We start from the raw sequence: 13273 nt of genomic DNA, 5'->3' as shown, positions 1-13273 counted from the left end.
TTCGACTGGACATGCAATGAAGCGGCAGCAGCAAACTCACGCCTGCTGACATATCGGTGTCAGCAGATCTGCTTCTGGCAAAGTTTACGCTGCGGCCTTGATTGGCGCAGTCTTGTGCCGCATAAATGATACCAGCCTATCCCCGCCCATGAATTCTTATTGCAAGTCTGAAGGAAGTCGAGCCATGTCCAGTGCAACTGTTCCTGACAAGGGTATTCTACTCGGTAGAGCCAAATTGCCGGGTTGCAACTATCCGCGTGTCATCACTGTGCGTGGGGGGACAGTCTTCGATATAACGAGTAAATCAGCGCCAACGGTTCGCGATATAGCTGAACTGGAAAACCCCGCAGCTTATGTGGCGCAGGCTGAAGGCGTGGAAATCGGCGATATCAACACGATTGTTGAAAACAGCTGGTCGGAAACCAGCAATTCAGGCGCACCGTCTCTGGTATCGCCAATCGATTTGCAGGCCGTGAAGGCTTCAGGTGTTACCTTTGTGGCATCAATGCTTGAACGTGTCATTGAAGAGCAAGCCAAAGGCGACAAGGCAAAGGCGGATTCGCTGCGTTCCGATGTTCTCAATCTGATTGGTGCGGATCTATCACAGATCGTGCCAGGTTCTCCGGCAGCCATGAAGGTCAAGGAAGCCTTGATTGCCCGAGGCGCGTGGAGCCAATATCTCGAAGTGGGAATTGGACCCGATGCGGAAATCTTTACCAAGGGCCAGCCGATGTCGACAGTCGGCTACGGTTCTGATGTGGGTCTCCATCCAATTTCAAGCTGGAACAATCCGGAACCGGAAATTGTGCTGGTGGTTTCGAGTGCCGGGAGGATTGTTGGTGCGACGCTTGGCAATGATGTGAATTTGCGCGACGTTGAAGGTCGTTCGGCACTGCTTCTCGGCAAGGCCAAGGATAATAATGCATCAGGGGCAGTCGGGCCGCTCATTCGTCTTTTCGATGGAGATTTTACAATCGAAACGGTGAAGAACGCCGAGCTCAGCATGCGTGTCGAGGGCACGGATGGCTTTGTTCTGGATGGTGCGTCGAACATGGCCAAGATTTCGCGCACGCCGGAATCGCTGGTGGAAGCGACTATTGGCAGACACCATCAATATCCTGACGGTCTGGTGCTCTATCTCGGTACCATGTTCGCACCGGTCAAAGACCGCGATGGTCCGGGCAAGGGCTTCACCCATAAGATGAATGACGTGGTTTCAATTTCCACGCCGACGCTGGGTACATTGTCGAACCGTGTCAGGCTTTCGACCGAGTGTGCAGCCTGGACTTACGGAACAAGCCATTTGCTGCGTGATCTCGCCAAGGCGGATTTGCTCTAGGGTCTGACCTAGGGAACCCAGAAATAGCGAACGATGTGAAAAAAGACCGGGGCGGCGAAAATCAGGCTGTCCGCCCGGTCGAGCATACCGCCATGGCCTTCAATCATATGGCCCCAATCCTTGACGCCGCGATCCCGCTTGATAGCTGAAGCAACGAGGCCGCCGAAGAATCCCATGATACAGGCAAGACCGGCCATCAGACCGGCTTGAATCACGGTGAATGGTGTCAGCCACGCCAATGACGCTCCCAGCAACGAAGCGCTGATAATGCCGCCGATCAGACCTTCCCAAGTTTTGGAAGGGGAGATTTTGGGCGCAACCTTGTGCTTTCCAAACAGCTTGCCAAATACATATTGCAGCACGTCACTGCCTTGGACGGTGGCGATCAGGAAGGCGATGAGAAGCAGGCCTTTGCCTTCAAAGCCTGGGATCGGCAATGTTAGCAGAGCTGGTACATGACTGATGCAATAGACCGACAGCATGATGCCCCATTGCTGCTCGCTGACACGTTCAAGAAAGCGTTCCGTATCACCGGAAATCGCAGTCAGGGCTGGCATGGCGAGGAAGCAATAAACCGGCACGAAGATTGAGTAGAGGCCGTACCATTCAATCCACAGCAGGTAATATTGGATGGGAATGATGACCAGAAACATGCCGATGAGGATATGATGATCGCCGCGGCGCGTATGGGTAAGGGTGACATATTCGCGTAAAGCCGCGAATGAGACGAAAGCGAACAGGAGAATAACGCCCTGTTTGCCAAACAGGAAGGCGACGGAAATGCCGCCAATCATGATCCACCACGCCTTGATGCGCGAGTTGAGGTTGACCAGTGTGGAGGGCAGAACATCCGCTGTGCGCCGACTTTTCCAGGTCAGCATGGTCGCAATGGCACTGGCAAGCGTGAGTACGCCGAGCAAGCCGATAAAGAGCCAGACCGTTTCAGCCATGATTAAGCACCTTCTGCCGTTCCGGCGAAAGATCGAGCAGGGATTGGCGTGCTCTCGCGAGGAAATCCTTGCGGTCCTCATTCGGCTCAAGCACTACTGGCGTGCCAAAGACCACGCGACATAGTAGCGGGACTGGCAAAAATGCGCCTTTGGGCAGGACGCGTGACATGTTTTCGATCCAGCAGGGCACGAGTTCAACATCGGGGCGCGCTAGGGCAAGATTGTAAAGCCCCGAGCGAAAGCGCAGCAGCGGTTCCTCCGTCATGTTGCGCGTGCCTTCGGGAAAGACAATCAGCGAGCTGCCTTGCGCAAGTGCATCGAGCATGATGACCATCGGATCATCCGCACGCTCGACCCAATTGCGATCAACCAGCACCGTATTCAGCAAGTCCTTTGCCAAAATGTGCCGCAATTTATTGCGCTTCCAGTAGTCGGCCCCGGCAACAGCACGTGTGCGCTCGCGTTCACGCGGCGGCAAACTGGAAGAGAGCAGGATAAAGTCGCCGTGACTGCAATGGTTGGCGAAATATATGCGCTGGCGATCTGATGGTGAGCATCCTTGCCAGATTGGACGAACACCCGTGATACCGCGTGCCAGCCCGGCCAGCAGCATTGCGCAGCTTCGTCTCATCATTGCTTTTAAATTCATATGTGCCCCCACAACCCATAGGTTGTAATGCCAGCGAATAGAACAAGAAAAACAACAAATGCAAGATGCAGCTTTAACAAGAGGCGGTTTGTGCCCGCCATTCGCGCATCCAGCATGCGTGTCGCCTGCGGAAATCTTCGCAAATGCAGCTTTGCCAGCAATTTATCCACGGCACGGCAGCCTTCTTCTTCGCTTGGCTTTGAAGCTATGAGCCTGAAAAGAGCGGCTTCAAAAAGCATATAGGCGGCGAGAAACAAGACGATGAAGCCGCTGGCGGCAGTCGCGATATGACCCCATCGCCGGGCTTCGCCAAAAAGAAGGATCAGCATCAGGCAAATAGTGACGATGCCAAAACCCATGCCTTGGCGCTGGAGGCGAGAAGCAAAGGCTGCGGCTCGCTCATTCATGCGGATTTGGCGCTGAAAAAAGCATGTCTTCTGTTAGATGAATGCGCCTGCCTTTGGATGCGACTATCTGGATAGCATCGGCAGCAGTTTTGGCGCTGTCATACTGCAAGAGCCACATGGCAATTGCGGCAGCGCTGCGCTGGAAGCCGAGAGCGCAGCAAACAAGAACGGGACCCTTGTTTCGGGCGAGCTCTATAGCGTCAGCCGCTCGCTGCAGTTCAGCGGATGGCGGTGAAACGAGATCCAGAAGTGGGACTGATTGCCAGTCAACATTTATACCGGAAGGCTTTGCCAGCTCAGCAGTGAGATCAATGATTGTTGCAAATCGCGACTGCTCGTCTCTTCGCGGCAGCCGGCCCAGATGAATGTTCTTGCGAATGGTAACAGAGGCCGTAAGATTGCGTGTCCAGATGCGACTATTGATGATCGCGCCGAGGCGGTAGGGCGCCAGCAGCCATTTGCTGGCAAAAGAAAACGTGCCCTGAAAATTCTTTTGAAAGACAGCGGGCCCTGCACCCAAATAGCCAAGAGACACTATTGCGAGTGCAAGAGCTGGCCACAGGCAAAACAGAAATGCGGGCGATGATGCCGTTCCAAAAATGGCAGCTAGCAGAAACAACAGGCTTCCTGCCGCATAATAGGTGCCAATGCGTCGCGCTTTGGTATCATTGGTCAGGCGGAACGCCGCGAGAGGTGAAGGAGCCCGCGCCGGAAAGAGCCATAGCGCAAACAGGCCTAGAAGCAGTCCTGTCGGGATGTCGATGAAATGGTGCTGGTAGGTGGTGAGAACCGAAAGTCCAATCAATGCACACCAGATATGCCACATCCAGCGGGTGATGCCTGACAGTCGAATGCGCCAATGCGACCAGATAATTGTCAAAAGGGCGATGTGCAGCGATGGCGCTTGATTGAATGGTTTGTCGAAGCCTCCGAGCATATCGAAAAGAAACCCGGCAGCGCCGCTGGTGGCGGGCTTCTGGAAGATTGCGGTCAGTGGGAATGCGATGAAGCAGGCAACGGCGATGAGTTGCACTGTTAAATAGCGTTTTGCCAAACGATCAACTTCAAGTGGGGTGTCGTTGAAAAACAGCGAAAGACCATAAAACAGATTGATCGACCAATAGGGAAAGATCGTCCATGCAATAAAGGGAATGGCATGTTCCCAGGCAAAGGTGATGTTGGGAACATCTGCACGCTGCGATGCCAGCCAATTGGCAGTTCCGTAACTTGCATAAAACAAGGGCGCAAGACAAACAAGCCAGATCAGTGCCCGTTTGGCGACAGTCTGGTCGAAGCGCCATGCTCCGATGGGTGTGATTTGTTTCGTCATATGCGTTCGGCGACGCAAACAGTGAAGATGCCCCACTCATCGATGCGCTGATCAATCTTCCTGAAACCAGCCGCCGCGACCAGTTGATCCATTTCCGCTTGAGTGCGGCGGCGCATGACCCAGGCCTCGCCGCCACGATGCGAAGTGAGCGCTCGTGCAATCATTTCAAGTTGAGGATGCCATGGCTGGTTGGTGTAGATCAGAAGACTGCCAGCCTGCATGGATTTGGCAAGGCCACCAAGCGAGCGTTCGATGAGGGCATTATCCGGAAAAAGCTCGTAGAGACCGGAGACAATCGCCAGATCCGGCGCGGGCTGGATCGCGGCAAGTTTTTCGCCATCAAAAGCGTCAGCCTGATGGAAACTTGCGATCTCTTCCAGCTTACGCTCTGCGATGGATTTCCGCCCGGCATCCACATTAATCGGCGAATAATCCTGCAGCCGGACGCTTGTCGGTTTCAGCGTGGATTTAGCAATCGCATCAAGCACGTAGCGGCCATGACCAGCAGCAATATCGAGAATATTGGTGCTTCGACCTGCATCCTGCAACTTTGCCAGAGCAGTGTCGATAAGCTCTTCCAGATGCACTTTGCGCTGGCAGATACCTCGCCAGCCGATGGCTTGCAGAAATTGCTTGTCGATTAATTTGCCGCCGGGACCCATACCACGCGGTTCATTTTCGTAGACATAATCAAGTGTGGAACCGGAATCGAAACCGGTATCCACGCCTGTTTTCAAGCCCTTCGAAAAAAGTGCACTAAAGCGAATGGAGGCGCGGTAGAGCGCCCAGTAAAGGCCTTTCAAGGAAAGCAGGTCATGCGGCGATGACAATCTGTCCTGTTCGTCGCGGGTAAAACCTGTCTGATGGGCTTTTGTGACATCAAGCGCGTCTGGCTTTACATCAAAACATTCAAGTATGAACCGCCTTGCATGGGCAACGGCGATTGCGCGGTCTTTCTCGCCAAGAGTATCGTGGTAAAAGCCCTTAAGCACATGCCGTTCTTTTAAAGGATGGGCCAGATTCTCGTAGAACCGATGCTGGGGAGAATGTCTGACCACCCAGTCGCTGCCGGAAATAAGCATTTGCGTTGGCACAATGATGGCGCGCGCATCGTTCACAACGCGTTCGGCAGTTGTGTATAGGTCAAGCAATATATTGGAGGCAATAGCGCGAGTGATGAGCGGGTCATTGTCAAATGAGGCAATGCGCGCGGGATCGTGGGTGAGAAATTTGGCTTTAACGTAAGAGTTTACGAAGAACTGCCCCTTCAGTTTCTGCCAGAGCCAGATGCCTTCACGCGCAAATGGCACATAGAGTTTCACGCTGAAAGCCGGGGATGCGAGCACCAGCGCGCGGATCGGCGGCGCATAGTCATGGACCCATGTTGCCGCCAGAACGGCACCCACTGATTGCGCAATGACCGCGATATCTTCGACTGCAAAGCCATCCGTTTCGCATATATGTTTTACAAAGCTGTCGAGATCGCGGACAGAGGCCGCAAAGGATGGAGAATAACCACGTTCGCCAGGTGAACGGCCATGACCACGGGCATCCCAGGCATAGAATGCGAAGTCACTCAGACCAAGCTCCTCAACCAGATGGGAAACACGGCCACCATGTTCATGCCCCCTGTGCAGAAGGACAATCGCACCCTTCGGCTTTTTGGATTTCGCTGGCCACTTGCGATAGAAGAGCTCGGTTCCGTCGTGGGTGCGAAAGGTAGTTTCCTCGACGCCATCTGTAGCGGGATCAAGAGTTGAGTCAACGGACATGGGTTTGCTCCGGCAGAGGTGATTTCAGGAATTCGCGCGGCGAAGACCGGCGCGGATACGATTTATCATGGTAAAGACAGATAGAAGCGCCATAGCCGGGAATACCCAGCCAAACCACGAAGGTAGATCAAGACCGCTGCCGATCAAGGCGGCGATAATGCCTAGCGCCAGAGCGCGGTCGCTTTTTCCGAATGGGCCGTCATAGGCGCGGCCACCGCCTGTCATCACCCCCAGCACACCTGCATATTCTGCTATGATTGCGGTAATGGCGAACGCCACAACCTCGACAGATTCGAAGGGCCATACCAACGTAAACGGCAGTATAAGAGCTACATCCGAAACAATGTCGCCGATCTCATTCAGATAGGCACCAAGCTTCGATGCCTGACCAAATTCCCGCGCCATCATTCCATCAATCGCATTAAGGGCCATGCGAACGAAAAGTACCAAGGGCAACAGCCAGAACAACAATGTGTTATCGGGGAAAAGCGCGATCACAACACCTGTCGCCACGGAGATGAGCGTAGCGGCGACAGTGACCTGATTTGCAGTGGCGCCGATTGCCACAAGACGTCCAACCAAGGGGCGGAGCAAATTCTGAAAAGCCGGTTTTATCGAGTAAAGTGTCGGCATGTAATCACCCCCAATGATTGTATTGAATTTAGCCGTTCAATTGCATGTAGCAGAGAATTTGTTCCAAACCAGTTTTCCGGCTGAAGATATTGGGGGAAGACGGACTAATCTTTGGCGAAAAGGCACTTGAGGCGGTGAAAATGCGAGGGGGAGGGTAAAATAGCCGACCGAGGGCCTCAACGGATGTCGGGGTCCGGATGAATTGTCTGATATGGTCGTTTCAACGTCAGGCAAATATAATTGAATCTTGCGGGCAAGATTCAATCATCGCATGTTCCGCCTGCAGCAGTCTTTTTAATGACGATTCTCGCTTATCACCGATGATGATTTGAAGGCGAAGGGCTTTTGAAAATAGCCCGTTACGGCCAGATGACCGAGTTCACGATTGGCGGCCATTGCCGCCAATTCGTCGACATCTCGAACACCACTGTCAAAGAGCGCCATAACGGTTCTCGCCAATTCGTTGCAGCGGGAATGGGTTTTCGGGCAGCGGTCCAACATTTGCGAAGCCTTGTCGTGTGCTCGCTGCATGACCTCCCAGTCACTGGTTGCAAATATGCGCCTGTCTCTATCTAATAGTGCCATCATACGCCTCCATTGTTGGGCGCGAGCACATATCAAGCGTACGTGGGACACGTCCCTGATGCTCGGCAATCCTGCCAAGCTAAGCGTATTTTCTCACGTCCCGCAAACTGCATTTAATTCGCTTTATCTGTGCGCTACTTACCGCAATGCAAAATTTCCGGCCGAACAGAAAATTTAGCGTGGCCTGTTTTTTTGGTTAAGTGCCAGCTTTCTCAAGGAGGCGCATAAGGCCGGTTTCGGGTCCTGTCAGGCCCTTGCGATGGGGCGCGCGCAGCAAGGAACGATCCAGTTCGCCGGCAAAGAAACTCTCCGTGACCAGGGGATGGACGTAGCTTGAACGGGTAACCGCCGGGGTATTGCGCAAGAAGTTGCTTACATCGCGCATGGCTGCCGCGACCGCACGTTTTTTCTGCGTATCGGTTTCAGCTTCCACTTCCGCAAGAAATGCCAGTGCGCGTGCCGATCCGTGGAATGTCCGAAAATCCTTGGTGCTAACTTTTGAGCCGGAAACTTCGCGTAAATAATCGTTGAGCTCTTGAGCATGAAGGCTGCGCCATCGTTTATTGTCCTTGTACTGAAACAATCGCCCACGTCGTTTCAGCGCCTTCAAGCGCTTGACGGCAGAGCGATCCGCAATGGAAATCTTGTTCGTTTTCTTTGATTTGCCGGCGAAAATAAAGTTGGCGATATTGCCGTTGATCTTTAAGTCACTGCTTTTGAGCGTGGCAATGCCGCGTCCCCCATCCTTGGCATATTTTTCATGCCCGGCCCGAAAAGCCTTCTTGTCGATGAGCTTTACGGCCAGGGCTGCAAGAGATTTACCTGATGTGGGGGCACGCTGGATGTCACGCGCAATCCGTTTGCGGATTCGCGGCAGTGCTTTGCCGAATGCCAGCAGGCGATGGGTCTTCGTGCTATTGCGGACAGCTTCCCAATTTGGATGATAGATGTACTGACGCCGCCCAAGGACATCGTAGCCGATGGCCTGAATATGGCCGCAATCGTCGTCGCAGCATAAAACGTTGGTCCAGGCCGGTGGGATAGCAAGGGCGAGAATACGTTCAATATGCTTCTTTGCGGCAGGGCGGCCATCCACGCGAATGTAGCGGGCGCCGTTTTTTGCCGTTTCGCGTTTGAGTGTAAAAGTTTCCGGGTCGACCAGCTTCAATCCCAATTTTTTCGCGTAGTAAGCGTGGTCGAACGGCATATTATCTCCCCTTGTCGCCGGAGTGTAACGCTGATCCGGTCCTGCTGTTCCGCCAGCTGGAAAAAACCATTGCCGGAACAAAATGCAGGATGAATCCGTTGCGTGAAACGTATGGGAAAGGTTTGCGCTCATGGCACCGCGTTCATTCTGGAAAGGTTACCTGAAGCTCTCGCTGGTGACATGTCCCGTCGCCATGGCTCCGGCTACGACCGACAATGAAAAGGTCAAGTTTCGTACTTTGAACCGCAAGACGGGCAACCGCGTCGTCAGCCAATATGTGGATGGCGTTACCGGCAAGGCCGTCGACGAGGATGACGAGGTCAAGGGGTATGAGCGCGGTGAAGATGAATATGTCATGCTCGAAGAGGACGAAATTGACGCCGTTGGTCTGGAGAGCACCCGAACCATTGATATTGAAATGTTTGTCCCGCGCGATAGCATCGATTGGATATGGTATGACAAGCCTCATTATCTGACGCCGGATGATCCCGTCGGCGAGGAGGCTTTTTCAGTGATCCGGGATGCCATGGAAGCAACGGGGCGCGTTGGCATTTCAAGGCTTGTCATGTATCGGCGCGAGCGGGCAGTCATGCTGGAACCACGCGGCAAAGGCATCATTTTATGGACGTTGCGATATGGCGACGAGGTTCGCAGTCGCGATGAATATTTTGGCGATACCAAGAATGGCAAGCCCGAGAGCAAGATGATGGCGCTGGTCAAAACCCTCATCGATGAGCGTACCAAGCCTTGGGACCCAAAAATGGTCGATGATCCGGTTCAAGATCGATTGCTTGAGATCATCGCAGCCAAGAAAAAGGGTAAGAAGCGTCCGCCAAAACCCAAGGTCGAGGCCGAGAAGCCGAGCAATGTCATCAATATTATGGATGCGCTGCGCAAGAGCATTGCCAGCGAGGGCAAGAAAAAGAGCTAAGCTTGCTTCTTGCCTCGCGTGGTCTTGGTCTTCTCGATTGGTGTTGCGGCGGCGCGAAAGTCAGCCCAAGGATCGCGTTTGATCGATGCTATTCGGGTCGGCGCGTTCAACACTGTGAAATAGGCAGGGCCGATCCCGGGGGTAAGCTCATCCCATGCGAGCGGCATGGACACGGCCGCGCCGGGCCTTGCGCGTGTGGAATACGGTGCTACCGCAGTCATGCCTCGTTGGTTGCGCAGATAATCAATGAGTATTTTGCCTTTACGCTTCGACTTGGTGATGGTCGAAACATATTTATCAGGACTGTCGGCTGCCATACTGTCTGCAATAGCTTTGGTGAAAGCCTTTACATCGGGCCAATTTGCTTTCGGCTTGATTGGCGAGACGACATGCAAGCCCTTTCCGCCAGATGTCTTGACGAAGGCGGCCAGTCCAGCCTGCTGTAACCGGTCGCGGGTTTCATAAGCTCCGGCAATGACTGTTTCCCAATCCACACCTTCGCCCGGATCAAGATCCATAATGATCATATCCGGGTGCTCCCAATCCGCCACGGTCGAGCCCCACGGGTGGATTTCAAGAACTGCGGATTGGACCAGACCGATCAAACCATCGAGATCATTAATGCTGATCAGGGGCTCGTCATCCTTGTCCTTTGGATCCTTGACCAGCGTGATATTGGGGTTCAGCCCTTTCCACGCATGTTTCTGGAAGAAAGCCTGTCCATTTATACCCTCAGGACTGCGCAGCAATGCCAAGGGCCTTTTGGTGATGAATGGCTCGATATATTTCCATATATCGGTGTAATAATCGGCGAGACCTTCCTTGGTCACGCCTTCCTCTGGCCAGTAAATGCGATCCGGATGGGTGAGTCTCACGGTGCGCCTCTTAGGTTGAGATTGTGAAGTAACTGCGGATTTCGGTATTTCCCGCACCACATCGGTTGGCACTTTATCTTCCCGCAAACCGCGAAAAGCAGCATGACGCAGGTTACCGTCGCCGGTCCAGGCACGGAACTCCACCTCGGCAACAAGCTGTGGTTTGGTGTATCGGACCTTTCTTGACGCATCAGGACTCAAGCGCTCGGCAAAGGGACTTTCCGGGGAGCGAATGCGCTCAAGCCGTTTAAACAGGTCTTCTGCCACGGCGGCGCTATAGCCTGTGCCAACGCGGCCCACATGCTCGAGCTTCTTGCCATTATAGACGCCCATGACCAATGAACCGATGGCTCTGCGGGAAGTTGTTGAAGGGACGTAACCAGCAATGACAAACTCCTGCCGCGACGAACATTTTGCCTTCATCCAGCTTTTGCCGCGCCCGGAACGATAAGGGCCGTCTCGCAATTTTGAGACAATGCCTTCGAGGCTAAGACGGCAAGCATGACTGAGGACGGTGGCACCATTTTCATTGAAGTGACCGCTGTAGCGAATGGGGTCCGTTGAATTGGCCGCGAGCTGTTCCAGCATTGCCTTGCGCTCAATGAGCGGAAGTGCGCGTAGATCATAACCATCGAGATAGAGCAGATCGAACACATAGAATATAAAACGGTCGGTGCGACCTTCGCTCAAATCGTTTTGCAATGAGGAAAAGTCTGATGCGCCAGCAGAGGTTTCGACCACCAGTTCGCCGTCAATCATCGCTGTACCTATCGGCAAATCCTGAAATGCGCCGACAACCTCTTTGCCAAACTTCTTTGTCCAATCGAGGCCGGTGCGCGTGAGCAGTTTAACGCGTCCGGCTTCAATGCGCGCTTGGAGGCGATAGCCGTCATATTTTATCTCATGAATCCAGCGGTCTCCCTCCGGCGGTTTTGCGGTTAGCGTTGCAAGAGTGGGTTCCACGAATTCGGGAAGCGGAGCCTTTTTGGCACCTTTGACACCTGAAGGGTCTGGCACATCGGGTTGGACAAGCTCTGTTTCTGCGGGTTTTGCAGTTTTGGATTTTGTTGGTTTCTTCTTTTCAATTTTGCCCGTCTTGGATGACCAGCCGGGTTCTTCCCCCGCCACAGCGGCAAGGTCACGACCGGTCTTCACAGAATTGGGCTGTTCTTTCAAAATATCGGGATCTTTGGAAGTACGGGCCACATCGTCGTCACCCTTGATCAGCAGCCAGTTTTCCCGTTTTTCGCGCGGCCTTCCATGCATACGTACAAGATGCCAGCGCCCACCCAGCTTTTCGCCATGCAACTCGAATTCCAAATGGCCTTTGGCATAACCGCGTTCGGGATCATGGATGGGCTCCCATGTGCCGCGATCCCACACGATGACAGTACCACCCCCATATTCGCCTTTTGGGATTGTGCCTTCGAAATCGCCATATTCGAGCGGATGGTCCTCGACATGAACCGCCAGCCGCTTTTCCGTTGGTACAAGGCTTGGGCCCCGTGTCACTGCCCAACTTTTCAAAACGCCATCCATTTCCAGACGTAAATCATAATGCAGCCGCGTGGCGTCATGTTTCTGTATGACAAAGCTGTTTCCGGCTTTGCGAGCTTTGCGTCCTTTAGGCTCCGATGTTGTGTTGAAGTCGCGTTTCTTGCGGTATGTTTCAAGCGCAACCATGGATCAGCTTGCCTTCCGTCGTGCCGGTTCTGCTTTGGTTTTGGCTTTGGTTTTGCTGGCAGTGGCTTGCTTTTTGCCGCCCAGCGCTTTGGCGCTCTCGCGCAGCGCTTCCATGAGGTCCACCACCTTGTCGGACTTGACCGGTTTTCTGGCTTCGATCTTCTTGCCCTCAAGTTTTGCTTTCACCAGTTCGGCCAAGGCTGCCTCGTAGCGGTCTTCATATTTTGACGGGTCGAATGAGCCTTTTTTGGTCTCGATAATATGCTTTGCGAGATCGAGCATCTCGCCCTTGATCTTCATTTCCGGAATATCGCTGAAAGCGTCCTTGGCGGAACGGACTTCGTAGTCAAAATTCAAGGTTGTTGCGATCAGGCCCTGATCTTCAGCCCGAATGAGGAGTGTTCTTGCGCGACGGAAAATCACTGTTTGAGCAAGAGCGACAACTTTCTTGGCTTTCATTCCTTCCCGGATCAAAGCGAAAGCCTCTTCCCCGTTTTTATCGCTTGGCGCGAGATAGTATGGCTTGTCAAAATAGACGTCGTCGAGATCGTCAACTCCGACAAATGCCTCAATCGAAAGGGTCTTGTCGCTTTCCGGTACGGCGGCCGCAACTTCTTCGGGTTCAAGCACAATATAATCATTGTCGCCAACCTCGTAGCCTTTTACCTGATCTTCCCGTTCAACAGGCTTACCGCTGTCACTATCAACGAATTGGCGATGGACGCGATTGCCGGTCGTGCGGTTAAGGGTATGAAAGGCGATGCGGTCAGATGTCGAAGCCGCGGTATAGAGCGCGACAGGGCAAGTCAGTTCGCCAACTTTCAAATAGCCCTTCCAATTTGCTCTCGGTGCCAAAGCTCAACTCCTTACACGCCATTTGGAAGAATGCGGGTAAGGAGTTTTTGTTCCAAG

At 53.4% G+C, this 13273-nt stretch carries 12 protein-coding genes; 2 read left to right on the top strand and 10 right to left on the bottom strand.

Annotated elements, in window-relative coordinates; translation table 11 throughout:
• The first annotated feature begins 184 nt into the window (after positions 1 to 184).
• Positions 185 to 1339, top strand: coding sequence for a fumarylacetoacetate hydrolase family protein (locus ACTJI9_RS20045; protein ID WP_337354270.1), 1155 nt, complete (start codon positions 185 to 187; stop codon positions 1337 to 1339).
• A gap of 8 nt (positions 1340 to 1347) precedes the next feature.
• Here ACTJI9_RS20045 and ACTJI9_RS20040 read toward each other — a convergent pair whose 3' ends face one another.
• The 8 genes from ACTJI9_RS20040 to ACTJI9_RS20005 all read right to left on the bottom strand — a co-directional run bounded on the left by ACTJI9_RS20040 (position 1348) and on the right by ACTJI9_RS20005 (position 9004).
• Positions 1348 to 2289: a phosphatidate cytidylyltransferase gene (locus tag ACTJI9_RS20040; RefSeq protein WP_115054181.1), complete on the bottom strand. Its 942-nt coding sequence runs from the start codon at positions 2287 to 2289 to the stop codon at positions 1348 to 1350.
• Complete coding sequence (locus ACTJI9_RS20035) at positions 2282 to 2938, bottom strand: lysophospholipid acyltransferase family protein (protein WP_337354271.1); 657 nt, start codon at positions 2936 to 2938, stop codon at positions 2282 to 2284. Before ACTJI9_RS20035 ends, ACTJI9_RS20040 begins: the two co-directional genes overlap by 8 nt.
• Complete coding sequence (locus tag ACTJI9_RS20030; protein WP_440810518.1) at positions 2935 to 3345, bottom strand: hypothetical protein; 411 nt, start codon at positions 3343 to 3345, stop codon at positions 2935 to 2937. Before ACTJI9_RS20030 ends, ACTJI9_RS20035 begins: the two co-directional genes overlap by 4 nt.
• Positions 3338 to 4675, bottom strand: a complete 1338-nt coding sequence (locus ACTJI9_RS20025) for a phosphatase PAP2/dual specificity phosphatase family protein (protein ID WP_440810516.1) — start codon at positions 4673 to 4675, stop codon at positions 3338 to 3340. Before ACTJI9_RS20025 ends, ACTJI9_RS20030 begins: the two co-directional genes overlap by 8 nt.
• Entirely contained in the window at positions 4672 to 6447 is a 1776-nt protein-coding gene (locus tag ACTJI9_RS20020; protein ID WP_440810514.1) for a bifunctional alpha/beta hydrolase/class I SAM-dependent methyltransferase, read from the bottom strand. The genes ACTJI9_RS20025 and ACTJI9_RS20020 overlap by 4 nt, the downstream gene beginning before the upstream one ends.
• 24 nt (positions 6448 to 6471) lie before the next feature.
• The gene (locus ACTJI9_RS20015; protein WP_440810512.1) at positions 6472 to 7080 is read right to left on the bottom strand and encodes a CDP-alcohol phosphatidyltransferase family protein; all 609 of its coding nucleotides are present in this window, start codon (positions 7078 to 7080) and stop codon (positions 6472 to 6474) included.
• A gap of 294 nt (positions 7081 to 7374) precedes the next feature.
• Positions 7375 to 7665: a hypothetical protein gene (locus ACTJI9_RS20010; RefSeq protein WP_162802579.1), complete on the bottom strand. Its 291-nt coding sequence runs from the start codon at positions 7663 to 7665 to the stop codon at positions 7375 to 7377.
• 196 nt (positions 7666 to 7861) lie between these two features.
• Complete coding sequence (locus ACTJI9_RS20005) at positions 7862 to 9004, bottom strand: DNA topoisomerase IB (RefSeq protein WP_440810511.1); 1143 nt, start codon at positions 9002 to 9004, stop codon at positions 7862 to 7864.
• Between ACTJI9_RS20005 and ku (ACTJI9_RS20000) the strand changes: the two genes are divergently transcribed.
• A complete protein-coding gene (gene ku / locus ACTJI9_RS20000) occupies positions 9003 to 9803 on the top strand; it encodes a non-homologous end joining protein Ku (protein WP_115054189.1) in 801 nt (266 codons plus the stop codon). The two genes, ACTJI9_RS20005 and ku (ACTJI9_RS20000), sit on opposite strands and share 2 nt — an antisense overlap.
• Here the strand turns inward: ku (ACTJI9_RS20000) and ligD are convergent.
• Both ligD and ku (ACTJI9_RS19990) read right to left on the bottom strand, forming a co-directional pair.
• A complete protein-coding gene (gene ligD, locus ACTJI9_RS19995; protein WP_440810509.1) occupies positions 9800 to 12361 on the bottom strand; it encodes a DNA ligase D in 2562 nt (853 codons plus the stop codon). The genes ku (ACTJI9_RS20000) and ligD overlap by 4 nt on opposite strands.
• 3 nt (positions 12362 to 12364) lie before the next feature.
• A complete protein-coding gene (gene ku / locus ACTJI9_RS19990) occupies positions 12365 to 13216 on the bottom strand; it encodes a non-homologous end joining protein Ku (protein WP_115054191.1) in 852 nt (283 codons plus the stop codon).
• Positions 13217 to 13273 lie beyond the last annotated feature (57 nt).

This window comes from Phyllobacterium sp. 22552 (assembly GCF_052044585.1).
Lineage (GTDB): Bacteria > Pseudomonadota > Alphaproteobacteria > Rhizobiales > Rhizobiaceae > Phyllobacterium > Phyllobacterium ifriqiyense.
The sequence above is the reverse complement of the archived record's forward strand: the minus strand, read 5'-3'. Positions and strand labels throughout refer to the sequence as shown.

Bases quoted from the DNA above. Each gene is read 5' to 3' on its own strand.
- ACTJI9_RS20015 (WP_440810512.1), bottom strand. From the start codon at position 7,080: ATGCCGACACTTTACTCGATAAAACCGGCTTTTCAGAATTTGCTCCGC.
- ACTJI9_RS20025 (WP_440810516.1), bottom strand. From the start codon at position 4,675: ATGACGAAACAAATCACACCCATCGGAGCATGGCGCTTCGACCAGACT.
- ACTJI9_RS20040 (WP_115054181.1), bottom strand. From the start codon at position 2,289: ATGGCTGAAACGGTCTGGCTCTTTATCGGCTTGCTCGGCGTACTCACG.
- ACTJI9_RS20045 (WP_337354270.1), top strand. From the start codon at position 185: ATGTCCAGTGCAACTGTTCCTGACAAGGGTATTCTACTCGGTAGAGCC.
- ACTJI9_RS20020 (WP_440810514.1), bottom strand. From the start codon at position 6,447: ATGTCCGTTGACTCAACTCTTGATCCCGCTACAGATGGCGTCGAGGAA.
- ACTJI9_RS20035 (WP_337354271.1), bottom strand. From the start codon at position 2,938: ATGAATTTAAAAGCAATGATGAGACGAAGCTGCGCAATGCTGCTGGCC.
- ligD (WP_440810509.1), bottom strand. From the start codon at position 12,361: ATGGTTGCGCTTGAAACATACCGCAAGAAACGCGACTTCAACACAACA.
- ku (WP_115054189.1), top strand. From the start codon at position 9,003: ATGGCACCGCGTTCATTCTGGAAAGGTTACCTGAAGCTCTCGCTGGTG.
- ACTJI9_RS20030 (WP_440810518.1), bottom strand. From the start codon at position 3,345: ATGAATGAGCGAGCCGCAGCCTTTGCTTCTCGCCTCCAGCGCCAAGGC.
- ACTJI9_RS20005 (WP_440810511.1), bottom strand. From the start codon at position 9,004: ATGAGCGCAAACCTTTCCCATACGTTTCACGCAACGGATTCATCCTGC.
- ACTJI9_RS20010 (WP_162802579.1), bottom strand. From the start codon at position 7,665: ATGGCACTATTAGATAGAGACAGGCGCATATTTGCAACCAGTGACTGG.